Raw genomic sequence first — 24622 nt, 5'->3', positions numbered from 1 at the left:
GAGAAATTCCCGGCTCAGGCAGTTACACGCTCGATCGCATCAATCAGTTTGGCAGGATCGAAGGGCTTGACGATCCAACCCGTCGCACCGGCCTGCCGGGCCCTATTCTTCTTTTCCTGATCGCTTTCCGTCGTGAGGACGAGGATCGGAACGGCGCGATATTTTTCGTTGCGGCGGACGCCTTCGATGAAGCCAAAGCCATCGAGACGCGGCATGTTGATATCGGTGACGATGACATCCGGATTGGCGTCTTCGAGAACTTCGAGCCCTTCGACGCCGTCTTCCGCCTGAATGGTCTCGAAACCCGCATTGTTCAGGGTCACCAGCAGCATGTTCCGGATCGTCCGTGAATCATCCACGGTCAGCACTTTCTTCTTCATTGCTAGATCTCCTTAACAATCAAATTATCGGTCTCGATGCCGATGAGTTGCATCGTCTTCTGAAATGCATCCGAAGCCTTTTCGACAAGGAAGGATTTTTTGTCCTCCTTCCAGGCCGTGACACCGGCGACGAGAACCTGCGCGCACTGCACGCCGACCCGCTCAACGCCCGAAGCATCGATGACGAGATCGCTGCCGCGCATGGACATCAGCTTTCCGTGCAGAACCGAAGCCTCGTTGAGGTCCAGCACTGCCGACAGCTTCAAACTTCCGGGTCCAGCCTTCTTTGCTGCCATCAGCTTATTCCTTGCCGTTTCTGAATGAGGTATTCGTTATAGGCTGCCGGTTCTGCAACTGCCGGCACCGAGACGGGCGCTGACTGGCTGCGTGGCGGTGCCGGGTGACGCTTTTCCGGATAACGGCTCTGCCGCTCGATCCGGAACTGGCGGACCGTGCGGCCGAGTTCCAGAATCACGGTATGAAGTTCATCGGCTCCCTCGCCGGCCCGGCTTGCCAGGCTCGCGTTCGAAGCCACGCGCTCGCTTACAGAGCCGATCTCGGCGGTCAGCCGATCAAGGCCATGAGCGTGGTCGCCGGTATCGCGGGCTATGCCGGCGATCGCGTCATTGATTTCAGAGACCTGCCGGACGATGCCGCCGATCGCGTCCTGTGTGCGATGGACCATCTCGACACCCGCATCCACCTGCGATTTCGTGCCGGTGACCAGCGTCTTGATCTCGCGGGCAGCTTCTGCGGAACGCTGGGCAAGTGCTCGCACTTCCTGCGCGACGACGGCGAAGCCGCGGCCTGTCTCGCCGGCGCGGGCGGCCTCGATGCCGGCATTCAGGGCCAGAAGATTGGTCTGGAAGGCAATGTCGTCGATAACGCCGATGATCTGGCCGATCTTCTCGGCCGAAGATTCGATATCGGCCATGGCGCTGATCGCGCGGCCGACAACCTCGCCGCTTGCCTCGACCGAACGGCGAGTCTCGGCAGCAGCCTTTTCGGCCTCAGTCGTTCCGGCGGCGGTTTCCTTGACCTTCGTGGCGATGTCGACAAGCGCCCGCATCGCGTCCTGAAGGCGCTCTGATTGCTCCCCGGAGGTGGTTGCAAAGGAACGCGCGTCTTCGGAAAGTGAGTGCGTCAGCGCGCCGGCCTTCTCGCGATGGGCATCGGCGGTCTCGACCGAGGAACGCATGCCTGCGATTGCCCGGTTCAGAAGATCGGCGAGGTCGCGATAAGCCTCCGGCACGTCTGCCGGGAGACAAGCCGTCAGGTCGCGATCGGCAAGCGCCGCTATGACATCCGAGAACGTCTCGACGGCCTCGGCATGATCGGCTTCACGCTGCTCGGCGAGCGCCCGCTGATGCCGCTGGCGCAATTCGTTGAAACGCAGCGAAACGGCGATCTCGGCATCAACCATCACGAGGCGCACGATCGCGCCAACCAGGTCGAGCAGTTCCTGCTCGCGCTTGCGACCGCCCGGCAGCAGCGGTTTCGGAGCAAGGTCGGCGATCGCACCCGCGATCAGGTGTTCCAGCATCACCGCATGGCCGGCAATATGCCAGCGCGGATCGAGACCCATGCGGCTCTCGGTATCGGAAAGCAGTTTCACCCGCTCGGCATAGAGCGCATCGAAACGGGCATCCGTCAGCACGCCCCAATGGGAGGCTTGCAGGTCATGCAGCCGCTCGATCTGCTGCTCGCTCTCGAAATTGCGGGCGGCTTCGGGAGAGGATTGAAAGCGATGGAAGAGGTCACGCAGGCCGGTCTTCAAATGCCGGTCGAGCTGCGGCCGGCAGCGGCGCAGAAGATCGCGCAGTTCGCCGTCAAGGCCGGCGAATGCCAGTCTCTCGCCCAGGCTGCCCGCCTGGCCCCGTCGCGCCTGATCCGATGGCGTTTCCTGCACCAAAACCGTCCCCAAAATTCATCTAACCAATCCTCAAAGATTGGCAGCATGCGGCTCCTGTCCGCCAGGCACCGGAGATGAATAGGAGATGCTCGCCAGAGCGGATCAATATCCGTCGGCACGGGCAACACGGTCACCACAGGCTATCCTGGATTTTCATGAGCGGATACCGGACTGTCACCGGTACGGCTTTGCGGCTTCATGCCTGGTGGGAGACCCCGGTCATCCCATTTCGCCGTGCATTCCAATATGTATGGTTAATTCCTTGCCCGAAGGTTAATAGAAGGTGCAGGAACACCGGTTTTAGTTTGGATAAGACACAGGTTACGCAGTTGGGTGGGAGCGAGCTTAATCCGGCCGATCCGCCCTGCGGTTTTGCCCCAGCGCCCTCAGCGGCTCGGCCCGGAAGCTGCAAATGACCTTGTGGCCTATACGGCAAGACCGCCTTTTCCGGCGAATTTCCTGCTGACATGCAGTGAACCGGAAAGCCCGAAACGCCACGGCAGATCGACCGCCTGCGAAATGCCGATCCGCCGGCCGGTGACGACCAGTGGCGGCGTTTGCGGACGTGTCAACTCGAACGGCGGATGGCGCAAGGGCAAGCCGTTGTGCTCGATGGTTACACCGAGAGCCTGACAGACGCGGCCCGGACCGGAGCATAGAAGCAGCGGATCGGAACGACCGCGACGTCTTTCCATTTCATCGATGCCTCTGACGGGCTGCAACGCCCTGATCAGCACGGCGCTGCCTGGCCGACAGACAAAATTCAGGCACCAGTGAATGCCGTAGGAGCGATAGACATAGGCATGCCCCGGCGGTCCGAACATGACCGCATTCCTGGGCGTAGGTCCCCGAAAGCTGTGGGAAGCAGGATCATCCGGCTCATAAGCCTCGGTCTCGACGATGACGCCGCCAACGTCCTCGACATCAAACTCGACGCCGATCAGATCGCGTGCGACCTCGACCGCGCTTCTGTCGAAAAACTGCTGGTCCATACGGATATCCCGAGCCGACTGACAAAATTGCCGGCAAATCCATAAAGGCCGCATTGGGATTTGTCTCCCCGCCTGCCTTGCCGGCGGCCGTGCCACATCGACCCAAAACCTGGCGCTACCGATCATTATTCAGCAATTTAAAGGGATTAATGGTGCCCGGAGGCGGATTTGAACCACCGACACGCGGATTTTCAATCCGCTGCTCTACCAACTGAGCTATCCGGGCATCGAGGCTTCATCAAAGCCTTCCGGCGGAGGCCGGCGGGGGGCATGCCCCCGGAAGCGAGCGGGGTTATAACATCTTGTTCGGCCATGTCCAGCGCTACGGTCCACTTTTTTGACAGGTTTGCGAAAATCGCAAATTCCCGAACAAAAACAGCAAGGCAAGCGGCCCGATAGCCCGGCTCCCTTATTCGCGCTCGTCCGAGCGGTCCGCCCTGGTTTCATCTTCCGCCACAGGAATGGCGTAAGAGCCGTTCAGCCAGCGCGACAGGTCAAGCGTCCGGCAACGGTCGGAGCAGAAAGGATAATGTTCGCGCGAGGACGGCTTGCCGCATTCCGGGCAGGGTCTCGCCTTCCTGAGCGGCTCAACCTTGCCGCCGGTCTTGATCGGTTCGGATGCCATTGTGTTGCAACACTCCTGTATCTTGCGCGGAACCGCCAGCGCAAAAGCCGGCCTCCGACACATCCGCCGAAGGCCTCAGCCCTCCGGCCAGGTCGCCGCTACGTCGAAACCTTCCCCCGCAAGCAGCGCCGTGACTTCGTAAAGCGGCAGTCCGACGACATTCGTATAGGAGCCGACAAGCTTCTGTACAAAGGCGCCGGCAATGCCCTGGATCGCATAGGCTCCCGCCTTGCCGCGCCACTCGCCCGAGGCGATATAGTTCTCGATTTCGCGGGTGGAAAGGCGCTTGAAGCGCACTTTGGTCTGCACGACCTTCTGGCGGAACTGGCCGCCCGGGGTCACCAGGCAGATGCCGGTATAGACCCAATGGCCGCGCCCCGAGAGCAGATGCAGGGCGGAAGACGCCTCTTCCGTGTATTCGGTCTTCTCCAGAATGCGGCGCCCGACCGCCACCACCGTATCGGCCGAGAGAATGTAGCTATGCCGCCAGGCCGGATCGCCCTTGACGGCAGCGAAGGCCGCTTCGGCCTTCTCCGTCGAGAGCCTGCGGGCAAGCGAACGCGGATGCTCGGATTTCTTCGGCGCCTCATCGATATCCATCGGCATCAGCCGCACAGGCTTGATACCGGCCTGATTGAGAAGATCGAGACGGCGCGGAGAACCGGAGGCCAGTATCAGCTTTTGTTCCAGCGCCATGAGAGACCACCGCGGAGTAAGAACAATTATTTGAAGCGGTAGGTGATGCGGCCCTTGGTGAGGTCGTAGGGCGTCATTTCGACAAGCACCTTGTCGCCGGCAAGAACACGGATACGGTTCTTGCGCATACGGCCGGCGGTGTGGGCAATGATCTCGTGTTCATTTTCAAGCTTCACGCGGAATGTCGCGTTGGGCAGAAGCTCGGTCACGACGCCCGGGAATTCGAGGACTTCTTCTTTGGCCATCTATAGGTTTTCTTCCTGCTGTTGAATTCGGGCTGCGGCAAAATGTGCGCTCACCCGGAAATGTGCGCGGAACCTACACAATCATGTCCGCTTTGTGAACCTCGCTTGAAAGCGATTCTCAATGTCTTTCAGGCCGTCTCGGCCGGATGCCGGCTCATTCCCGAAAGGCGTTCATCGATCAGCCGCCAGAGATGATCGCGAACCTCCCGATAGGCGTGAAGCTTTTGCTCGCGCGTACCCGTCGCAGCGGTCGGATCCATGGTCGGCCAATAGACGACGTCAACGGCGTTGGCGCGGGTGAGTTCCAGTGCGGCATGATGGGCTTCGGGCGTCAGGGTGACGATCAGATCGAAGAAATCATCCTCGAGTTCCTCCAGCGTCCGAGGCTGATGCCGGCCGAGCGACAGCCCGACCTCTTGCAGCACCACATCCACGAAAGGATCCCGCTCGCCGGAGCGCACCCCCGCCGATTTGACATAGATATCGGGTGGCAGCAGCCGTTTTGCAATGGCTTCGGCCATCGGCGAGCGGATGACGTTCCAGCCGCACAGGAAGAGGATGGCACCCGGTCGTTTGACACTTGTCTCGGGCAAGGTGGCGCTTTCCATGATCAGCCACGCCAATAGAGCACGCAGACCAGGGTGAAAAGCCGTCGCGCCGTATCGAAATCGACACGGATCTTGCCATTCAGCCGATCCATGAGCGTCTGGGAACCCTCGTTGTGGATGCCGCGACGGCCCATGTCGATCGCCTCGATCCTGCTCGGGGAGGAGGAACGGATCGCTTCGTAATAGCTCTCGCAGATCATGAAATAGTCCTTGATGATCCGCCGAAAGGGGGTGAGCGAGAGGATATGGGTGGCGACTTCCTCGCCCTTTTCCGTGGTGATGCCGAGCACGAGCTTGGAATCGACCAGAGAGAGCCTGAGCTTGTAGGGACCGCCGGCATGGCCTACCGGCTCGAAGGAATTTTCCTCGACGAGATCGAAGATGGCGACCGCCCGCTCATGTTCCACATCCGGCGTCGAGCGCCCGATCGAGTCGTCCAGAACGACATCCGAGAGCCGGAAGTCCGCTCGCCCCATCCGTCAGCCCCCATCATTGAGAGGCATGGCGTTCAGGCGGATCGAGACGGATCTGGCATGGGCGTCGAGCCCTTCGGAACGGGCAAGCGTGATTGCGGCTGGCGCGAGTTGACCAAGCTGATCCGGCCCTAAACGCAGGATCGAGGTTCGCTTGACGAAATCGAGCACCGAGAGGCCCGAGGAAAAGCGCGCTGAACGCGCCGTCGGCAACACGTGGTTGGATCCGCCGACATAATCGCCGATCACTTCGGGCGTATGGCGGCCGATGAAGATCGCGCCGGCATTGCGGATGCCCGGCATCAACGCGTCGGGATCGGCGACGGCGAGTTCCAGATGCTCGGCAGCAATACGATTTGCGAGCGGCAGGGCGGCTTTCAGATCCGGCACGAGGATGATCGCGCCGAAATCCCGCCAGCTTGCAGCAGCGGTTTCCGAACGCGACAGGGTTTTGAGCTGCCGCTCGACGGCCGCTTCCACCGCCTTGGCGAGGCCGGCATCGTCGGTAATGAGAATCGACTGGGCACCGGGATCGTGCTCCGCCTGGGCAAGCAGATCGGCAGCCAGCCAGGCCGGATCGTTTTCGCCGTCGGCGATGACGAGAACCTCGGAAGGACCCGCGATCATGTCGATGCCGACCGTGCCGAAGACCTGGCGCTTGGCCGCCGCGACATAGGCATTGCCGGGACCGACGATCTTGGCAACCGGCGCAATGGTCTCGGTACCATAGGCAAGTGCGGCTACCGCCTGGGCGCCGCCGATCCGGTAGATCTCCGTGACGCCGGCGATGCGGGCCGCTGCCAGTACGGCCGGATTGATCTTCCCGCCGCTCGCCGGCACGACCATCACGAGGCGCGGCACGCCTGCGACCCTGGCCGGCACGGCATTCATCAGCACAGAGCTCGGATAGCTCGCCGTGCCGCCCGGCACATAAAGGCCGACCGCCTCGATCGCCGTCCAGCGGGAGCCGAGGCCGACACCGATCGCATCCTCGTAGATATCGTCCTTCGGCATCTGTCGGGCATGGTGTCTTTCGATACGCTCGGCAGCGAACTTCAGCGCGTCGAAAACCCTGGGATCGGTCTCGGCGACGGCAGCGTCGATATCCGCATCGCTCACGCGGATGCCGGCCTTGGCGAGATCAATGCCGTCGAAACGGGCGGAATAGTCGATCAGCGCCGCATCACCGCGGGCACGCACGTCATCGATGATGGCACGCACCACCGCGTTCACATCTTCCGAAACCTCGCGTTTGGTCGAGAGAAAAGCAGAAAACCTCGCCTCAAAATCCTGCGATGCCTGCTCCAGCCAGATTGCCAAGCGGATATTCCTTCCAACTCAAGATGATGTTCTATCTCAATCAGGGCGGTCCCGATCAGGGATGGCGGGGCCTCACCGCCGTTTCCCACGCGCCGCCGATATCCGCAAGAGCAACTTCGATGCATTCGACATCAAGCGCAATCGTGGCCGTGCCGGAAAGCACCAGTTCCACCGTGCCTTCCGGCCCCTCGCCCTTGCGTGTGAAGGTGATCGCGAGCAGCGAGAGCACATCGTCCGTCCTGTTGCGGTCGATGCCGGTGGAACGCACCGCTTCAACGCGTTTGAACACCAGGGCGGCGCGGTGCCGCTCGAAACCCTTGCGCTTCTCGCCGGCCTTCTCCCAGACGAAACGGTTGGCGGCGAGGGAAAAGTTCCTTTCCGGCGGCGACCAGCGGACGTCACCTACCTTGAAGACGGCGTCCTGCATATGGGCGGAAATGATGCCTAAATCGTCCGTGTCGAGGGCAAGCAGCTTCAGCTCGGTCATCGCTTTCAAATATCCACTCAAAGGTTGCGTTTTCACGCGAAAGTTTCTTGTCTGGAGATAGGATGTGAAAGCGAAAGAAGCAACTGGCCGCTATTGCGGGAAATCCGCGCCGAGGCTGATATCCTTGAGAGCCTCGATCTGGGACCGGCGCTCGCCGAGCTTCCGCGTGATATTGTCATAGGCAAAAGCGCCCAACACGAGATGCCGCGGCGCATTCTCCGTCTGCGTGACACGGATCATCGCCTCGCCTGCTCTGACAGGATCGCCCGGCTGCCTGCCGCTATATCCGGATGTCGTGGCCATTCGCGCACCCGCGGTTTCGGCATAGTCGGCGATCCTGCTCGGCGTCTGCCTCAATGAACGGCCTGCCCAATCGGTACGGAAAGGGCCGGGTTCGACGCAGGTCACCTTGATACCGAGCGGAGCCGTTTCCAAGGCGAGCGCATCGGAGAAACCCTCGACCGCATGCTTGGTGGCCGCGTAATAACCGGAGCCCGGCAATCCCATGAAGCCGGCGAGCGAGGTGATGTTGAGGATGTGGCCCTTGCGGCGTGCACGCATGCCCGGAAGCACGGCGCGCGTCATGGCAAAGAGGCCGAAGACATTGGCATCGAACATGGCGCGGATCTCGTCTTCCTCGCCCTCCTCGATCGCCGCCTGGTAACCGTAGCCGGCATTGTTCACCAGCACGTCGATGCGGCCGAACTTTTCCTCCGCAGCCTTCACGGCGGCGATGATCTGGCCGGTATCGGTGACGTCGAGATCGAGCGCCAGCGCATTGTCCCTGCCATCGGCCAGATCGGCGACGCGGCTTTTGTCGCGAGCAGTCACGACCGTCGGCCAACCGCGATCGAGGGTGAGCTTGGCAAGCTCGTGGCCGAAGCCGGTCGAGCAGCCGGTAATGAACCATACGGGAGCGGAAACATCAGCCATGGGAAATCTCCATAAGATGCTGGATCAGAAATATGAGGCGGGGAAGAACACAGGATACCTCCGACACATAGGGATGCAAAAAAGGACGGCAAGGGCAGTACCCTTGCCGTCCTTCATCACGTTTTCGATTCCTGGAACCCGGTCAGTCGCTGACGCGTTCGACCACAGCGCCACAGCGGGTGAGTTTTTCCTCCAGCCGCTCGAAGCCCCGATCGAGATGATAGACACGATTGACCGTGGTTTCTCCTTCCGCAGCAAGGCCGGCAATCACCAGCGAAACGGAAGCGCGCAGGTCGGTCGCCATGACAGGCGCGCCCTTCAGACGGGGGACACCTTCCACCCTCGCCGTCTGGCCGGAAAGCGAGATTTTCGCGCCCAGGCGTGCAAGCTCCTGCACATGCATGAAACGGTTTTCGAAAATCGTCTCGGTGATGTTGGAAACGCCCGATGACCGCGTCATCAGCGCCATGAACTGCGCCTGCAGGTCGGTCGGGAAACCCGGGAACGGCTCGGTCGTCACGTCGACCGGCTGAATGCCGTTGCCGTTGCGCACGACCCGAAGGCCGCTCTCCGTCTCGGTGATTTGGGCACCCGCCATGCGCAGCGTGTCCAATGCGTTTTCAAGCAGGGCGGCCTGCGTGCCTTCGAGGATCACGTCGCCGCCGGTCATGGCGACCGCCATGGCGTAGGTGCCGGTCTCGATACGGTCGGGCAGGACGCGGTGGCGGGCGCCGGACAGCGAGGTGACGCCTTCGACGGTGATAGTCCTGGTGCCGGCGCCGGAGATTTTCGCACCCATGGCGTTGAGGCATTTCGCCAGGTCGGCGATTTCCGGTTCGCGGGCCGCATTCTCGATGACCGTCGTGCCCTTCGCGAGCGTCGCGGCCATCATCATGACATGCGTGGCGCCGACCGAAACCTTCGGGAAAACGTAGCGGGCGCCGACGAGGCCGCCCTTCGGCGCCGTGACGTTGACGTAGCCGCCGTCGATCTCGATCTCCGCGCCGAGCGCCTGCAGGGCTTCGAGGAAGAGGTCGACCGGCCGCGTACCGATGGCGCAGCCGCCCGGCAGCGAGACGCGGGCCCTGCCCTCGCGGGCGACGAGCGGGCCGATCACCCAGAAACTGGCGCGCATCTTGGAGACCAGCTCATAGGGGGCGGTCGTATCGACAATGGTGCGACAGGTGAAATGGATGGTGCGGGAGTAGCCGTCTTCCTGCCGTTCGCGCCGTCCGTTGACGGCGATATCGACGCCGTGATTGCCCAAAATGCGCATCAGGAGCTCGACATCGGCAAGATGCGGCACATTTTCGAGCGTCAGCGTATCGCTCGTCAAAAGGGACGCGATCATCAAAGGCAGCGCGGCGTTCTTTGCCCCGGAAATCGGAATGGTGCCCCTGAGCTCGTTGCCGCCGGAGATTCTGATGCGATCCATAAGTTGTCACTCTTCCTTCTTAGAGCGCGAAAGGACGCGTCCTTAAACGAGATCCGCCGCCGCTTCAATGTCTGCTGAAATTGCCAAAGCCCGTCCGCCCAGCATAGATCAGGATGATTCGTCCGTTTTTGCGGCAGGCAATCCATGGGTGGGATCAGCCTCGCCGGCCCGGCGTGCGCGCGCCTGTGACTTGCGGCGCATCAAATTTTCCCGAAGCTTGGCGGCTGCGCGCGCTTTCCGCTTGGCAACCCGCTCATCTGCCGCCGCACGCGCGCGGTCGCCGCGGGTTTCCTTCGTCTCTCCGGCCTGCGAATCGGGTAATTCTTCGTCATTCGCCATGGTTCTCCATAACCAAAAAGCCGGTTCAACAAAAGCGAAAGCGATGTTTTCCCTCCATGCCGACGAAAGAACTTGGAATTTGCGGCTTGCGCTCCCGGTGAAGCTATGGCAATAGGCCCCTCGCCGACGACGCGATGATTTTGCGGCGGCTGTAGCTGCTATAGCTCAGGGGTAGAGCACTCCCTTGGTAAGGGAGAGGCCGAGAGTTCAAATCTCTCTAGCAGCACCATTTTTCTTCCGGAAAACATAACCTCTGCCGATTGTCGTACCGGCATGCGGACGACTTGTTTTCGATCGGGTGTCTCGTCGCAGCCACGCCACGGAATATTCTTACCGGCTCATGCAACGAGTTGGCACCCTCATGCGTTGCCGGGCATCCGCTCGCACTGTGCGAGCTTTGGGAACAACTAATTGACGCCTGTTTGATGCCACTCCGCGGAATTCTCGATCGCTGGAACAATCAATCGCTTGCCCGGCAATTCCTGATCGCCGGCGGGCTGGTTTCGCTTGCAGCCATGATGCTCGTCGGGGCGTATGTGACGACGCTCATCGAAGCTGCGGTCACCCGCAATTCCGCGGCATCGACTGCGCTCTACGTCGACAGCATTATCGCGCCGCTGCTCCCCGACATGAAGACCAGCCAGCGGCTCGACGACGTTACGACCCGAGCGCTCGACGAGACCTTCGGCCAGGGTGCGCTCGGCGGCAAGGTCGTCTCATTCAGGCTCTGGCGGAAGGATGGAACCGTCCTCTACGCCACTCCCGACAAGAGCATTGTGGGCAAACGGCTCGATCCAGGCGAGGACCTCCTGACGGCGTTCTCCGGACAGATGGTCGCGCAGTTCGGCTTTGCGGATCCGCAAGACGCGTCCGAACGATCGAGGGACGATCCGCTCCTCGAAATCTACAACCCCATCCTGCAACCCTGGTCGGGCGAGGTTGTCGCGGTCTCGGAATTCTATGAAGTCGCAGACGAATTCCAGCAGAGCCTCCACCAGGCGCAGCTTAGAAGCTGGCTTGCGGTTTTCGGTGTCACGCTTGCTTTTTTCCTGCTTCTGTCGGCAATCGTCTTCCGCGGCAGCCGCATCATCGACCATCAGCAGCAGGCGCTGACCCAGCGTGTTACCGAACTCTCCGAACTGCTCTCGCAGAACAAGGCGCTGCATGCCAAGGCCCAGCGTGCCTCGCTGCGCGCGACGGCGCTTAACGAAAGCTATCTGCGCCGGCTCGGCGCCGACCTGCATGACGGCCCGGCCCAGCTCGTCGCCTATGCCGCCCTGCGCGTGGACAGCCGGCTCCTTACGGATCCCCGCACGCCGCACCAGGCGCGCGAGAAGGAAGTCTCCACGATCAAAGCCCGATTGGACGAGGCGATGGACGAGATCCGCAGCATATGCAGCGGGCTCGTGCTGCCGCAGATCGAAACCGCCGAACTCCCGGATGTCCTGAAGCGCGCCGTCGACGCCCATCGTCAGCGAACGGGACTCGATGTCGCGTTGTCGATGACCAACGGTTCCAAATCTCTCCCTCCTTCCGCCAAGATCTGCATCTACCGCTTCGTACAGGAAGCCCTCAACAACGGTTTCCGGCATGGTGGCGGCGTAGACCAGAGCGTCCGCCAGACTTTCGACAATGGCAATGTCGTGATTGAAGTGGCCGACCACGGACCGGGTTTCGATCCCGCTTCGGTTGGTCCGGACGGCCTGGGGCTTGCCGGGCTCAGGGAACGGATCGAGAGCCTTGGCGGCACATTCAATATTTTCACATCGAAAAGCGGAACCACGGTCAGGATGTCTCTGAACGTGCAGGAAATGGAGCAGGCCTGATGACAGCAGTCAAAATCGCGGTCGTTGATGATCACCCCTTGTTCCGGGAGGGCGTTACGCGCAGCTTCAGCGAGATCGAGGATTTCGAGATTGTCGGGGAGGGCGGATCGCGGGACGATGCGATCCGCATCGCGCGGGAATTCTGCCCGGATGTCATGCTGATCGACATCTCGATGCCTGGAAGCGGTCTCGAAACCATAACCGATGCACTCGAATACTGTCCCACTCTGAAGATCGTCATGTTGACCGTCTCGGAAGCAAGCGACGACATCACCAAGGCGCTCAAGCTCGGCGCGAAAGGCTATGTTCTCAAGGGGATCGGTTCGAGAGGACTTGCAGAAGTCGTCAGGACCATTGCCGCCGGGGGGAGTTATGTCTCGCCGGCCCTTTCGGCCCAGTTGATCGCCGGACTTTCAGCATCCGCTGAAGCCGTCGAACAGCCCGATCCGATGGCAGAACTCACCGATCGGGAACAGGAGGTGCTGAACCTCGTCGCATCGGGCCTCAGCAACAAACGTGTGGCACGGGAACTCGATCTTCACGAAAAGACGGTCAAGCACCACATGACCCGCATCTTCTCGAAGCTGAAGGTCTCCAACCGTACGGAAGCGGCGCTGGCCCTTCGCGACGCCACCGTCCAACGCTCAACGACCGAACGACCGCAATCGTGACGTGTCGGAAGGAGTGGCCTGCCGATTGACGATCGTGCGCGACCGCGAGTCGCGCATCTCGTAGCGCCCCTGGGAGATCCGTTCCGTCGCGCCGTTACCGTGGCGTACGGTAATCGAATTTCCCCGAACGTCGACTTTGACATCCGATTTGGAACGGGCCGCCGGTGTCGCCGGCTGCGTTGGCGAACGCTGCCCCGCTGTCTGGCTGTCGGCAGCAGGTTTATCGGCCTTGTCCGAAGCGCTCTTGCCTGTAGAAGGGCTCTTGCCTGTACTTGTACCGGCGCCAGTGCCAGTGCCGGAACCGCTGCCGGTGCTGCCGTCATTTTGTGACTTGCCAGAAGTGCCAGAAGCGGAGTTGCCGGCATCCGTGCTGCTGTCGTTCGCGCCGTCGCCCGCATCACCGTCGTCGGCAGCGCCTTCGCCGACGCTGCCGGCATCATTCCCTTCATTGCCTTTGCCGGAGCTGTTTCCGCTCCCGCCGCTGCCAGCGCCCCCATTATCACCATTGCCCGCGCTGTCATTATCACCGCCGTCGCCGTTGCCACTGTCGCTGTCACTGTCCTTTGCTGCGGCGGACGAGGCAGCGAGGCAAGGCACGCCATTCGCGTCAACGGCCAGCTTGAAGGGCATGGCTGCTGCAAAGATCGCAGCGAGCGCCCCACTTAAAACAAACAATCTACGCGTAGACATGTTCGACTCCCGGTTTCATCGTTCCCTGCATTCGCGGCATCGGCCCTCCTCAAGGAAACCGAACATCTCTCCCGATGGTTCCGCCTCGGTCAAAGGACCCGCCGACCGCGCACGGCGATCGGCGGGCAAGGTTCTGCGCTGAAAGGGACCGATGATCGCGCAGGAATCCGGCTTCCATAAGTCATTGGCCGCGAACGTTTCGGTGGCAGCAATGAAGTCCTCTGCCGCGGACATCAAAACCTCCGTGCCTGGCCCTGTGTCTGTGACGGAACCTCCTGAAAAAGCTTCAGGATCAACCGCATTCTACGAGCACGGTTCCGCGATTTCAGCCCCCTTGGACCTTTGCGTCAACCTATCGGACCAAAGACCTAAACCACATCGGGACTGAAGTCCGACCTTAGGGCCGACTGAAGCCCAAAAGGCGGAACGCACAGTCCCAGACCTCGTTGGAAAAAGGCATTGCGGCTCATGCAGAGCCTCGCAGGCGACATGAAAACAATAGAGGAAACACCCATGAAACCGTTGGTAAAGCATACGCTCGCAATGGCGCTCCTTGCTGGGTCCACGCTCTCTGCGGTGCCGGCAATCGCACAAACTGAATCTCCCTCCGCAGGACAGAGCGGCGGAGGTTCCGGTGCCCCCATCCTGCCCCGCCGAGGGACTTCCGGCGACAAGGGCTCGTCCGGCACGATGACGCCGGGCGCTCCAAGCCAGGCGCAACCATCGCAGGGCATGCAAGGCTCCGCGCAGCAGCAGCCTAAGCCGGGTACGGACAACGGTTCGACAAATGCCCAAAGCCAGGGTACGGATCAGCGCCCGAACACGCAGGGCAGCGATACCGCACAACAGCCGACAGACCAGCCTGGCGAGACGGATGGCTCGACAACGGCTAGGAGCGGCTCCGGTTCGGAAACCCGCACGCCTGCAACGAGCGATAGCGCTGGCCAGAACGACGGCGCGGAACAGCAGGACCCGGATCGAGCTGCCACCGATCGCCCGTCAAGCGAAACCACCGGCAGCATCGACATCTCGACCGAACAGAAAACCGAGATCCGTAATGTCCTCGTTGAGAACAGGGTCGAACCTGCTGATATCGACGTCGATGTGAGTGTCGGGGTGGCCGTGCCGCAGACCGTGGAACTCCATCCGCTGCCGCCGCGCATCGTGGAAATCGTCCCGGCTTACCGCGGCTACGAATATTTCGTTCTCGCCGATGGCCGGATCATCATCGTGGAACCCGCAACCCATGAGGTTGTCTACATCCTGACCGGCTGACGCCCGGGATTCACGGGAGAAGGACCATGAATGACGGAGAACCGGCAGCGATCCACACAAGTAGCGTGAGCCTGCCAAGAATCGAGACACCCGACCCCGTCACGAAACAACCGGTCTCGACCAAACCCGGAGACTGAGCGCGAACCGCGGTCGTCTCCCCAAACTCAAAGGAGAATACCATGAACACCAAGATCATCATTCTTTCCGCCGCGGTACTGGCTATCCTCGCCCCTGCCGCATCCGCCCAACAGGGCACCGTCAATGGTGCGGCGGGCGGCGCCGTCACCGGCGCGATCGTGGGCGGCCCGGTTGGCGCTGCTGTTGGCGGGGTCGTAGGGGCGATTGCCGGCACGGCCATCGATCCGCCGCCGCCGCGTGTCGTCACCTATGTCGAACAGGCACCGATTCCGGCAGATCCGGTCGTCATCCAGGAGAAGATCGTGGTCGGCAAGCCCATCCCGCAGACCGTTGTCCTCACTCCGGTCCCGGATGCGCCGCAGTATGCGTACGCGGTCATCAACCAGGAGCGCGTGATCGTCGATCCGCAGACGCGCACGGTCGTCCAGGTAATCCGCTGATCCGGATCACGGACAGCCGAAATCAGGGAGGGCTGGGAACAGCCCTCCCCTTTTGCTTATCCCGGATCAGTTCAGCAATCCGGCATCTGCAACACGTGACGATCCCGCCATCCTGGGCCCATCACTGCGTCGTATCGTCGTCGCTGATGTCGTCCACGTCCGAAAGGCGCACGAACTCCACACCTTTCCGCTTGAGTGCAAGAAGCGCACGGGCCACGCCCTCACCCGCCGCATGAGTCGGCTGGTTGATATGGGCGATCACGACATCGCCATCCTTTGCCGCAGCGATACGCTTTTCCGCGGAAGCGGCGCCAAGCAGCGATCCGTCATCGCCGTTCACCGAATAGCCGGCAATCCTGTATCCCATGCCGCGGATCTGACGGATCGCGGAGAGATCGTATTTCGCGGTCGAACCACGGAACCATTTGGGCGCAGGCAAGCCGGCGGCCAGCATGGCTTCGGCGCCGCCGAGCACTTCCCGCCGGACGGCCTCCGGCGAGCCGGCAGCGGCGATGCCGTAGATCAAAGCGGGCGTATCGACTGCCGGTACGTGGTTCTGGCCGTGGTTCGCCAGTTCGAAGAGATCGAGGTTCTGCAGGAAGATGCCGACCGCCTGCGGGTTTCTCTTGAGCCAGCGAGCCGTGACGAAAATCGTCGCCGGAATTCTTTCCCGAACGAGCACCGAAAGAATCCGCTCGTCCGCCTGTCCCATGCAGGCATCGAAGGTCAAGGCGACCCTCGCACGGTTCAAATTGCCCGAACGCGCCAGATGCAGATGCGGCTCCACCAGTCTGGGAGCGTGCAGGGCGTTCCTGTGCCGGGGGATGTCTTCGGCGCAGGCGGCAAAAGGAAGGAGCGCACAAAGGACGGAAAGGAGGAGGCGTCGCATGGAATACCTGTGTGGGGACGCGCTCCGCTTATCCCCAATACCTCGATAACGCCATGCGACCGATTGGCCGGTGCCGAAGCCTCAGAACCGGGCCGAGGCAAGACGATGCTGCAGCGACCGCAAATCGCCGGCCTTGCGCGCGGCCAACCCCTTTTCCCAGGCAATGGCCGTCTCAACGATGAGATCGAGATCGTCATGGCGTGGCTTCCAGTCGAGCAACCGGCGCGCCAGCGTCGAATTGGCGACAACGCTTGCAGCATCGCCCGGCCGGCGAGGCCCGTAGCGGATCTCAAACTTGCGGCCGCCTGCACGCACGACCGCTTCCAGCACTTCGAGAACGGAATAACCCCGGCCGTAGCCGCAATTGGCGATCAGCGGCTCCCCGCCGCGGCGCAGGTAGCTCAGCGCCTTCAGGTGCGCGTCCACCAGATCGGAGACGTGGATATAGTCGCGAATGCCGGTCCCGTCCGGCGTGGGATAGTCGGTTCCGTAGATATCGACGCCACGCCGCTTGCCGAGTTCCGCCTCGCAGGCGATCTTGATGAGATGTGTTGCGCCTTCCGTCGACAGGCCCGCCCGCCCCAGCGGGTCTGCCCCGGCAACGTTGAAGTAGCGCAGCGCCACGAAACGGAAGTCATGCGCGGCGGCGGCATCCCGAAGCATCATCTCCGACATCAGCTTGGACTGACCGTAGGGGTTCTTCGGATTGAGCGGCGCGCTTTCCAGCACCGGCGTGTCGTCCCTCTGGTCGCCATAGACGGCTGCGGTCGAAGAGAAGACGAAGTGGCGGATACCGGCCTCAACTGCGGCCGCCGCAAGCAGACGCGTGTTGCCGGTATTGTTTTCATAATAGTCCAGCGGATGGGCTACCGACTGCGGCACAACGATCGAACCTGCGAAATGCAGGATGGCGCCGATGTCGTTCTCGGCAAAGATCTGCCTGAGGATGGCGCGATCGCCGACATCGCCGAGATAGAACCGCGCGTCAGCCGGCACCGCCCAGCGGAATCCCGTCGAAAGCCGGTCGAGGACGACGACGTCCTCCCCGGCGTCGAGCAAAGCCCAAACCATATGGCTGCCGATATAACCTGCACCGCCCGTTACCAGAACCGCCATGCTCTTCTTCCCTGCCTTTTATCTTTGGCAGGAGCAAACCATGACCGATCTTCAACAATGCTTACCCGGCGATAGGCCTGCCGGGTTTATCTTCGATCAGGGCAAATCCACCCTTGAGCAATTCGCTCGAATTTTAACGAACTGTCTCAGAGGCGCTTGATGTAATCGGAAAGGCGCGCAGCGGCCTCCTCGATCTGCCTCGGATCGCGCAGGAAGCAGGCGCGCAGGAAAAGCTCCCCGCCCTTGCCGAAGGCCGAGCCCGGCGCCAGCGCCACGCCGATCTTGTCGACGATGTCGAGCGCCGCCTTGCGGCTGTCGGTAATGCCGTCCACCTTCACGAAGGCATAGAGCGCGCCATCGGGCTTCAGGGTCTCGACCCGGTTGGTGGCGATCAGCGCATCGCAGAGGATATCGCGCGCCTTGGTCGCCCGGTCGATATTCGCCTGGACGAACTCGTCGCCCTCATTGAGCGCCACGACCGCGCCGCGTTGCAGGAACTGCGCGACGCCGGAATTGGAATACTGCACCAGGTTCTCGATGACCTGGCCCATTTCCGGCGGGGCCACCAGCCAGCCGACGCGCCAGCCGGTCATCGACCAGTTCTTGGAAAAGGAATTGGCGAAGATGATCCGGTCACCCTCTTCCATGATGTCGAGGAAAGACGGAGCACGGGCCGCGCCGCCATAATAGTAGCGGGCATAGATCTCGTCGGCGATGATCCAGAGCCCATGCCTGCGGGCGAGCGCCAGGATGTTTTTCAGATCTTCGAGCGTCGCGGTCCAGCCGGTCGGGTTGGCGGGCGTGTTGATGAAGAGGCCCCTGGTCTTCGGCGTGATCCTCGCTTCCAGCTTGGCAAGATCGAGCGACCAGCGGCCGCCGGCGAAGTCGAGCGGCAAGCCGACCGAATGTGCGCCGGAAATATCGATCGCCGAGATGATGTTCGGCCAGGTCGGCGAGAGGTAGATCACTTCGTCGCCCGGCGACGCGATAGCCTGGACTGCAAGCATGATCGCATGCATTCCGGAACCGGTCACATAGAAATGCTCGATCGGCAGCGAGACGGAGAAATGCCGGGCATAATAGTCCGAGAGCGCCTGGCGAAGCTCGGGAATGCCCCGCTGCCAGGTATAGAAGGTCTCGCCGGCCATCAGCGCTTCGGTTGCCGCCCGGTTGATGAAGTCCGGGCTCGGCAGATCCCCTTCGCCGGCCCAGAGCGGAATCAGACCTTCGCGGCCGCGAGCGTGATTGATGATCTCGACGATCCCGCTTTCAGGCGCGGAGACGGCGCGAGGACTGAGACTGGCAATGATCGACATCGGATTTCCTTGACCTGTTTCCCCTTCTCTAACTCAGGGAGGCCAGAAAATCCCATGATAATCCGTGAGCCGGCAATCGATTCCGATGATGATTCCTGAAAATGTGATCAAAAGATCACTTTGTTTTCAGGATATCGCGAATCTCCGTCAGAAGCTGGACGTCGGCGGGCGGCGGGGCGGGCGCGGCTTCTGCCGGCTTCTTCTCTTCTATCACGCGCAGTCTGTTCACGCCCTTGACCATGAGGAAGATGATCCAGGCGAGGATCAGGAAGTTGATCAGCACCGTTATGAAGCTGCCATAGGCAAAGACGGCGCCCTGTTCGCGCGCAGCTGCGAGGTTCGGAGCCGTCACCGCGCTCGACAGCGGCAGGAAATAATTGGAGAAGTCGAAACCGCCGCCCGTGATGGCCCCCACGATCGGCATCACGACGTCGTTCACCAGCGAATTGACGATGCCGGTGAAGGCGCCACCGATGATGATGCCGATGGCGAGATCCATCACATTGCCCTTGGCGATGAAGGAACGGAATTCGCTGATCATTGACATGGTTCTATAGCCCCGCTTTCCAGGTTGCGACGATGTACAACATAGCGCAAACGCCCGACCTGAAAAGATGCGGATGTCCAAGGGCTTAATCATGGGCGTCTATTGGACTTTTTGCCGATGGCGCCGCTGATTTCCAAGCGCATGCTTTTCCCCTAATGTTCAGGCCACCGCAATTTCCGCGGGGAGGAGCCATGCTTCCAGGCTGGGTCATTTTTGTTTCGGCTTTCGCCTATGTCCTACTGCTTTTCGCAGTGGCCAGTTTTGGGGACCGGCGAAGCCGTCTCTTCGGCGTGCCGAAAAACGGCCGGCCGGTTGTCTATGCGCTCAGCCTTGCGATCTACTGCACCTCCTGGACCTATTTCGGCGGCGTGGGGCTTGCCTCGCAAAGAGGGCTGGAATTCACCGGCATCTATATCGGCCCAATCCTGGCCTTCACGCTCGGCATGCCGGTGCTGAAACGCATCATCGAGCTCGCCAAAGCCGAGAAACTCACATCGGTCGCGGATTTCATCGCCGCCCGCTACGGCAAGAATTCCACCGTTGCGATGATCGTCGCGGTGATCGCGCTCGTCGGCGCCATTCCCTATATCGCGCTTCAGCTCAAGGCGGTGTCGAGTTCGGTCGCCGTCATGGTCAACCCATCGGATTACGGGCTAGGCAGCGGCAATCTCTATTTCGTCGATCTCGCGCTGATCGTGACAATCCTCATGGCCTGTTTTGCGGTCATGTTCGGCACCCGGCACACGGATGCGACGGAGCATCAGGACGGGTTGATCCTGGCGGTCGCAATGGAATCGGTCGTCAAGCTGCTCGCCTTTGCGACGGTCGGCGTCTCCGTCCTCTTCATCCTGTTCGACGGGCCCGCCGATCTCTTCACCAAGGCGTCGGAAAACCTTCTGGTCAGTTCGTCGCTTTCCTATCAGACGCCGCTCAGCCGGTGGCTCGTCCTGATCGCGCTCTCCGCCTTCGCGATCATCCTGCTGCCGCGGCAGTTCCATGTCACGGTGGTCGAGAACCGAACAGCCCGAGAGCGACGGGTCGCCGGTACCCTGCTGCCCCTCTATCTCATCGCGATCAATCTCTTTGTACTGCCCGCGGCAATGGCGGGACTGATTACCTTCGGCGGCATCGGCGATGCTGATCTCTATCTGCTCACCCTGCCTCTGGCCGGCGAACTCAAGGTCATTTCCCTCATCGCCTTCATCGGCGGCTTTTCGGCAGCTACCGCCATGGTGATCGTCGAATCGGTGGCGCTCTCGATCATGGTGTCGAACGACATCATAATCCCGATCTTCCTCCGGCAGAAGCTGATGGCAGCGCGCTCCGGCCAGCGCTCGGATTTCACCCGCACGCTCCTCAACATCCGCCGTTTGGCGATCTTCGCGGTGTTGATCCTCGGTTATGGATATTACCGCATGGCGGACAGCCAGTCGGGCCTCTCCTCGATCGGTCTGCTGGCCTTCGCGGCGATCGCCCAGGTCGCGCCTGCGCTTTTCGGCGGGCTGATCTGGCGGCGGGCGAACGCCCGGGGAGCAATCCTCGGCATGTCATTCGGCTTCCTTGCCTGGGCTTATCTGCTCTTCCTGCCCAGCCTCGGCGGCCCGGACAATTCCCACGTGGCCTCGGCCGTCCTCAACTTCCTGTTCCCGGGCACCGGCATCTTCTCCGGACCCGAGACCGACCCGCTGGTCAATGCCACAATCTTCAGCCTGACACTCAATACGCTTGCCTTCGTGCTTGGATCGATGTCGCGCAACCCGCGGCCGGTCGAGCGCATCCAGGCCGGCATCTTCGTCAAGCGGCACGTGCGCTCGCAATTCGCCACGCGCGGCTGGAAGACCCGCGTCAGCGTCGGAGACCTCAAAGCTGCGATCGCCCGCTATCTCGGCGAGGAGCGCATGCGGCGATCCTTCACCAATTACGAGCAAACAGCCGGACGGACGTTCAGCGACGACCAGCCCGCTGATATGGCGATGATCCATTTCTCCGAGCAATTGCTTGGCAGCGCGATCGGCTCCTCCTCCGCGCGGCTCGTGCTGTCGCTCATCCTGCAAAAGGCCGAGGACACCAATGCCGACACCGCCTGGCTGCTCGACCAGGCGAGCGAAGCGCTGCAATATAACCAGGACATGCTGCAGACCGCCCTTTCGCAGATGGACCAGGGCATCGCCGTCTTCGACAGTTCCGAACGGCTCACCATATGGAACCGGCGCTTCCGCAATCTGCTCGATCTGCCCGAACAGGTAGGCCAGGTGGGGTTCCCCCTCGCCGACATCGTCGCCATCCTCTCGGACCGCGGCGACATTCCAGCCTCCGATCAGACGGAGGTGATTCGTCAGTTCCAGACGCTCGATGCACCTTTCTCCCTCGTTCTCAATGGTGGGGGCCGGATCATCGAAGTGCGCTCCAATGCCATGCCTGACAAGGGTATCGTTGCAACATTTACCGATATCTCCGAACGTGTCGCCGCCGACAGGGCGTTGAAACAGGCGAACGAGACGCTGGAACAGCGCGTCGGCGAGCGCACGGCCGAGTTGATGCGGGTAAATCATGAACTCGCCGAGGCCCGGGCTTCTGCCGACGAAGCCAATATCGGCAAAACCCGCTTCTTCGCCGCCGCCGGTCACGATATCCTTCAGCCGCTCAATGCCGCCCGGCTTTATTCCTCCGCACTGGTCGAGCGGCTCGGCGCTTCCGACTCAAATGGCGTGCTGGTCCACAACATCGATTCCGCCCTGGAATCGGTCGAGTCGATCCTCGGAGCAGTGCTCGACATTTCCCGGCTGGATACGGGGGCGATGAAGCCGCGCTTCACATCCGTGCCGCTCGAGGATCTCTTCCGTCGCATCGAGACGGACTATGCACCCATGGCGCGCGAGAAGAACCTGCAATTTGTTGTTGTTCCGACGTCGCTGCGGGTTCGGTCGGACGTCAATCTTCTGCGCCGTCTGGTGCAAAACCTCGTCTCCAACGCGATCAAATACACGATCAGCGGCAAAGTTCTCGTGGGCGCGCGCCGGCGGGGTGACCAGGTGGTCATCGAAGTTCTGGATTCGGGCATCGGCATTCCCCCCTCGAAGTTCCGCACTGTCTTCAAGGAATTCGCAAGGCTGGACGAAGGCGCAAGGACGGCGGGAGGGCTCGGGCTTGGCCTGTCGATCGTCGATCGCATCTCCCGTGTCTTGGACCATCCCGTCCGGCTTGCCTCGACGCCCGGTCGCGGCACGATATTTCGCGTTCAGGTGCCCATGGATCTCTTGGTGCAGCAGACAGCCCGCGCCGCCGATCAACCCGAACGCCGCAAGCGCTCGCAGCCGCTCAACGGGCTGCGCGTCCTCTGCATCGATAACGAACCGAGAATTCTTGAAGGCATGGCACTCCTCATCACCGGCTGGGGCTGCACGGTCGGCCAGGCGGTTTCGATTGCCGCCCTGGACGACATCGTCGACCATCGCGAACCGCCGCCTGAAGTGATCATCGCCGATTACCATCTCGACGATGGAGATGGCATCGACGCGATTCTGAAGCTGCGTGCCCTATATCAGGCCGAGATCCCTGCATTGCTCATCACCGCCGACCGGACGCCGGAAGTCCGGGCCGAAGCGGAGAGGCACGACATCAGCGTGCAGCACAAGCCGGTCAAGCCCGCTGCCTTGCGCGCCTACCTCACACAGGTTGCAGGCCTCAAACGCGTCGCGGCCGAATAGACCTGAACACCGGCCAACCTTCCGTTCATCGTAGGGTCATCACGCACAGTTTACGCTCGATCCTGCTTAAACTGTCTAGAAGAACCGTGCTTACCGATTTGCAGACGGAACCCTCAGGCTTTTTTCGACGTTTAGGCGGGTAAGTTCCCGGCCCGGAGAGGCCTTACGGACCGACCGGCGCCAGCCATCGGGACCGGCAAAGACGGAGACCGCGACCGATGAAACGCTTTGATATAATTGACGGAATGCGAGGATATTTCCTCGTTTTCATGCTGATCAATCACCTGATCTTCGCCGGCGGCTACTTCCTGGTGAAAATCAATCACAACCAGCTTGCTTTCGTGGAAGATGCGCAAGGCTTCGTCTTCTTGTCCGGCCTGCTGATCGGCATGGTCTATGCCAAGAAGATGATGAGAAACGGCTATGCTGCCGGCCGTGCCGCCATCTACACCAGGGCGTTCGAACTTTATCGTTATGCGATGGGCATCGTCCTGGTTGTACTGGCCGCACAGATGCTGCTGCCCGGCGCCTATACGATCTGGTTCAATTGGCTCGGCTACACGAACTTCGACGATCCGCTGCGTCTGGCCGCGATCGCCTCCTTCCTGTACCAGCCGACCTTCATGGACATCCTGCCGCAATACATCGTCTACATGCTCTTTGCGCCGATGCTCGTGAAGCTCGTGCTGGAAGACAAGTGGCACTATGTCATCGCCGGCTCGATCATCCTCTGGATGACCGCGCAGCTCGGTCTGCAACAGATCGTCACAACCCCGCTCAATGACGTGGTTATGGGCGTGGACGACCAGGGCGTCCGCGTGTCGTTCAACCTGCTCGGCTGGCAGATTGTCTTCTATTCGGCCCTGGTGCTCGGTGCGCTGACCTCGGCGGACAAGATAGACTGGAAGAAGATCCTTTCGCCGGACAACACCTTCATCCCCAAGGTGGCGCTGGTGCTGGTGCTGTTTTTCCTGCCGCTGCGCCTCATCACGGCACATGAACTGATGCCGCCGCACATGATCGGCAAGTTCGCCTCAATGGAAATCCGCGCCGATTTCGGCCCGGTCTATCTCCTGAACTTTGCCGCCGTGGCTATGCTCGTCACCTGGCTGATCGTCGCGGGTCCGAAGCACAAGGCTGCGTGGGTTCGCCGTATCGCAGGCGCTCTCACCTGGGTCTTCTCGCTGAAATACCTGCAGCTTCTCGGCCGCCATTCGCTCTATGTCTATGTGTGGCACGTCGCGATCGTCTATTTCGTCTATTATTTCGACGGGCGTTCGCCGGAACTCGATGAGCTAACGAAGACCGCGATCGCCTTTGTCTCGATCGCCCTCCTGTCGATCCCGGCGCTGTGGCGCGAGCGGGACAAGCTGTTCGGCACCTCGTCACAGCAGTCCACCCCGGTCAAGGTGCATCAGTCGGCCAAGTCCGGTGCACGGCAGCAGATGGTTATTCGGTAAGGCCATCTATGGCTAGGGAAAAAGGGCAGCGGCTCAGGCCGCTGCCCTTATTTTCTGGACTTAGCGATTTTCGAAGAGCGTTTCGCGTGCGCTCTGCGTCAT

Annotated in this window: 25 protein-coding genes and 2 tRNA genes; 7 read left to right on the top strand and 20 right to left on the bottom strand. The window is 61.3% G+C overall.

Annotation, left to right across the window (positions count from 1 at the left end):
* Positions 1 to 14: 14 nt before the first annotated feature.
* The 15 genes from cheY1 to QEO92_RS01220 form a co-directional block, all read right to left on the bottom strand.
* Positions 15 to 380, bottom strand: a complete 366-nt coding sequence (gene cheY1, locus QEO92_RS01290; protein ID WP_037158833.1) for a chemotaxis response regulator CheY1 — start codon at positions 378 to 380, stop codon at positions 15 to 17.
* Positions 381 to 382: 2 nt separating this feature from the next.
* Positions 383 to 676 (bottom strand): STAS domain-containing protein, encoded by a 294-nt coding sequence (locus tag QEO92_RS01285; RefSeq protein ID WP_227701902.1) that lies wholly within the window; start codon positions 674 to 676, stop codon positions 383 to 385.
* The gene (locus QEO92_RS01280) at positions 676 to 2292 is read right to left on the bottom strand and encodes a globin-coupled sensor protein (RefSeq protein WP_227701901.1); all 1617 of its coding nucleotides are present in this window, start codon (positions 2290 to 2292) and stop codon (positions 676 to 678) included. Before QEO92_RS01280 ends, QEO92_RS01285 begins: the two co-directional genes overlap by 1 nt.
* Before the next feature lie 425 nt (positions 2293 to 2717).
* Positions 2718 to 3284, bottom strand: coding sequence for a DNA-3-methyladenine glycosylase (locus tag QEO92_RS01275; protein WP_227701900.1), 567 nt, complete (start codon positions 3282 to 3284; stop codon positions 2718 to 2720).
* Positions 3285 to 3434: 150 nt separating this feature from the next.
* Positions 3435 to 3510 (bottom strand) — tRNA-Phe (locus QEO92_RS01270).
* A 183-nt stretch (positions 3511 to 3693) separates the two neighbouring features.
* Positions 3694 to 3909 (bottom strand): DNA gyrase inhibitor YacG, encoded by a 216-nt coding sequence (yacG, locus tag QEO92_RS01265; protein ID WP_210048531.1) that lies wholly within the window; start codon positions 3907 to 3909, stop codon positions 3694 to 3696.
* A gap of 75 nt (positions 3910 to 3984) precedes the next feature.
* Entirely contained in the window at positions 3985 to 4605 is a 621-nt protein-coding gene (locus tag QEO92_RS01260; protein WP_037158844.1) for a Maf-like protein, read from the bottom strand.
* A 26-nt stretch (positions 4606 to 4631) separates the two neighbouring features.
* Positions 4632 to 4850, bottom strand: a complete 219-nt coding sequence (infA, locus tag QEO92_RS01255; protein ID WP_004435948.1) for a translation initiation factor IF-1 — start codon at positions 4848 to 4850, stop codon at positions 4632 to 4634.
* 128 nt (positions 4851 to 4978) lie between these two features.
* Complete coding sequence (locus tag QEO92_RS01250; protein WP_227701899.1) at positions 4979 to 5458, bottom strand: arsenate-mycothiol transferase ArsC; 480 nt, start codon at positions 5456 to 5458, stop codon at positions 4979 to 4981.
* A gap of 2 nt (positions 5459 to 5460) precedes the next feature.
* Positions 5461 to 5934 (bottom strand): UPF0262 family protein, encoded by a 474-nt coding sequence (locus tag QEO92_RS01245; protein ID WP_227701898.1) that lies wholly within the window; start codon positions 5932 to 5934, stop codon positions 5461 to 5463.
* Positions 5935 to 5937: 3 nt separating this feature from the next.
* Positions 5938 to 7251, bottom strand: coding sequence for a histidinol dehydrogenase (gene hisD, locus QEO92_RS01240; RefSeq protein ID WP_227701897.1), 1314 nt, complete (start codon positions 7249 to 7251; stop codon positions 5938 to 5940).
* Between the two features lie 55 nt (positions 7252 to 7306).
* Positions 7307 to 7738: a DUF2948 family protein gene (locus tag QEO92_RS01235; protein WP_037158855.1), complete on the bottom strand. Its 432-nt coding sequence runs from the start codon at positions 7736 to 7738 to the stop codon at positions 7307 to 7309.
* A 90-nt stretch (positions 7739 to 7828) separates the two neighbouring features.
* Positions 7829 to 8671, bottom strand: coding sequence for an oxidoreductase (locus tag QEO92_RS01230; RefSeq protein WP_037158858.1), 843 nt, complete (start codon positions 8669 to 8671; stop codon positions 7829 to 7831).
* Between the two features lie 142 nt (positions 8672 to 8813).
* Positions 8814 to 10106 carry a UDP-N-acetylglucosamine 1-carboxyvinyltransferase gene (gene murA / locus QEO92_RS01225; RefSeq protein WP_227701896.1) on the bottom strand — a complete coding sequence of 431 codons (1293 nt, stop codon included), beginning with the start codon at positions 10104 to 10106 and terminating at the stop codon, positions 8814 to 8816.
* A gap of 108 nt (positions 10107 to 10214) precedes the next feature.
* Positions 10215 to 10445 carry a hypothetical protein gene (locus QEO92_RS01220; RefSeq protein ID WP_227701895.1) on the bottom strand — a complete coding sequence of 77 codons (231 nt, stop codon included), beginning with the start codon at positions 10443 to 10445 and terminating at the stop codon, positions 10215 to 10217.
* A gap of 154 nt (positions 10446 to 10599) precedes the next feature.
* Between QEO92_RS01220 and QEO92_RS01215 the strand changes: the two genes are divergently transcribed.
* From QEO92_RS01215 to QEO92_RS01205, 3 genes are all read left to right on the top strand, one after another.
* Positions 10600 to 10674 (top strand) — tRNA-Thr (locus tag QEO92_RS01215).
* 196 nt (positions 10675 to 10870) lie between these two features.
* Entirely contained in the window at positions 10871 to 12271 is a 1401-nt protein-coding gene (locus QEO92_RS01210) for a sensor histidine kinase (RefSeq protein ID WP_227701894.1), read from the top strand.
* Positions 12268 to 12942: a LuxR C-terminal-related transcriptional regulator gene (locus tag QEO92_RS01205; protein WP_227705065.1), complete on the top strand. Its 675-nt coding sequence runs from the start codon at positions 12268 to 12270 to the stop codon at positions 12940 to 12942. The genes QEO92_RS01210 and QEO92_RS01205 overlap by 4 nt, the downstream gene beginning before the upstream one ends.
* Here the strand turns inward: QEO92_RS01205 and QEO92_RS01200 are convergent.
* Entirely contained in the window at positions 12916 to 13632 is a 717-nt protein-coding gene (locus QEO92_RS01200; RefSeq protein WP_227701893.1) for a hypothetical protein, read from the bottom strand. The genes QEO92_RS01205 and QEO92_RS01200 overlap by 27 nt on opposite strands.
* A gap of 513 nt (positions 13633 to 14145) precedes the next feature.
* On the opposite strand from QEO92_RS01200, the gene QEO92_RS01195 reads away from it, so the two are divergent.
* Both QEO92_RS01195 and QEO92_RS01190 read left to right on the top strand, forming a co-directional pair.
* Positions 14146 to 14907 carry a DUF1236 domain-containing protein gene (locus tag QEO92_RS01195; RefSeq protein ID WP_227701892.1) on the top strand — a complete coding sequence of 254 codons (762 nt, stop codon included), beginning with the start codon at positions 14146 to 14148 and terminating at the stop codon, positions 14905 to 14907.
* Between the two features lie 179 nt (positions 14908 to 15086).
* A complete protein-coding gene (locus QEO92_RS01190; RefSeq protein WP_227701891.1) occupies positions 15087 to 15485 on the top strand; it encodes a DUF1236 domain-containing protein in 399 nt (132 codons plus the stop codon).
* Positions 15486 to 15606: 121 nt separating this feature from the next.
* On the opposite strand, the gene QEO92_RS01185 is transcribed toward QEO92_RS01190, so the two are convergent.
* The 4 genes from QEO92_RS01185 to mscL all read right to left on the bottom strand — a co-directional run bounded on the left by QEO92_RS01185 (position 15607) and on the right by mscL (position 19347).
* Positions 15607 to 16374 carry a polysaccharide deacetylase family protein gene (locus QEO92_RS01185; RefSeq protein WP_227701890.1) on the bottom strand — a complete coding sequence of 256 codons (768 nt, stop codon included), beginning with the start codon at positions 16372 to 16374 and terminating at the stop codon, positions 15607 to 15609.
* A gap of 81 nt (positions 16375 to 16455) precedes the next feature.
* On the bottom strand, positions 16456 to 17490 hold the full coding sequence (gene galE, locus QEO92_RS01180) for a UDP-glucose 4-epimerase GalE (protein WP_227701889.1): 1035 nt from the start codon (positions 17488 to 17490) through the stop codon (positions 16456 to 16458).
* 146 nt (positions 17491 to 17636) lie between these two features.
* Positions 17637 to 18806 carry a pyridoxal phosphate-dependent aminotransferase gene (locus QEO92_RS01175; RefSeq protein WP_037158883.1) on the bottom strand — a complete coding sequence of 390 codons (1170 nt, stop codon included), beginning with the start codon at positions 18804 to 18806 and terminating at the stop codon, positions 17637 to 17639.
* Between the two features lie 115 nt (positions 18807 to 18921).
* Positions 18922 to 19347 (bottom strand): large conductance mechanosensitive channel protein MscL, encoded by a 426-nt coding sequence (gene mscL / locus QEO92_RS01170; protein WP_037158886.1) that lies wholly within the window; start codon positions 19345 to 19347, stop codon positions 18922 to 18924.
* 197 nt (positions 19348 to 19544) lie between these two features.
* On the opposite strand from mscL, the gene QEO92_RS01165 reads away from it, so the two are divergent.
* Both QEO92_RS01165 and QEO92_RS01160 read left to right on the top strand, forming a co-directional pair.
* Entirely contained in the window at positions 19545 to 23060 is a 3516-nt protein-coding gene (locus QEO92_RS01165; protein ID WP_227701888.1) for a PAS domain-containing hybrid sensor histidine kinase/response regulator, read from the top strand.
* A 218-nt stretch (positions 23061 to 23278) separates the two neighbouring features.
* Positions 23279 to 24520 (top strand): OpgC family protein, encoded by a 1242-nt coding sequence (locus QEO92_RS01160; protein ID WP_227701887.1) that lies wholly within the window; start codon positions 23279 to 23281, stop codon positions 24518 to 24520.
* Positions 24521 to 24622: the final 102 nt, after the last annotated feature.

This window comes from Neorhizobium petrolearium, from assembly GCF_029854435.1.
In the GTDB taxonomy this organism is placed as follows: Bacteria; Pseudomonadota; Alphaproteobacteria; order Rhizobiales; family Rhizobiaceae; genus Neorhizobium; species Neorhizobium petrolearium.
The sequence above is the reverse complement of the archived record's forward strand: the minus strand, read 5'-3'. Positions and strand labels throughout refer to the sequence as shown.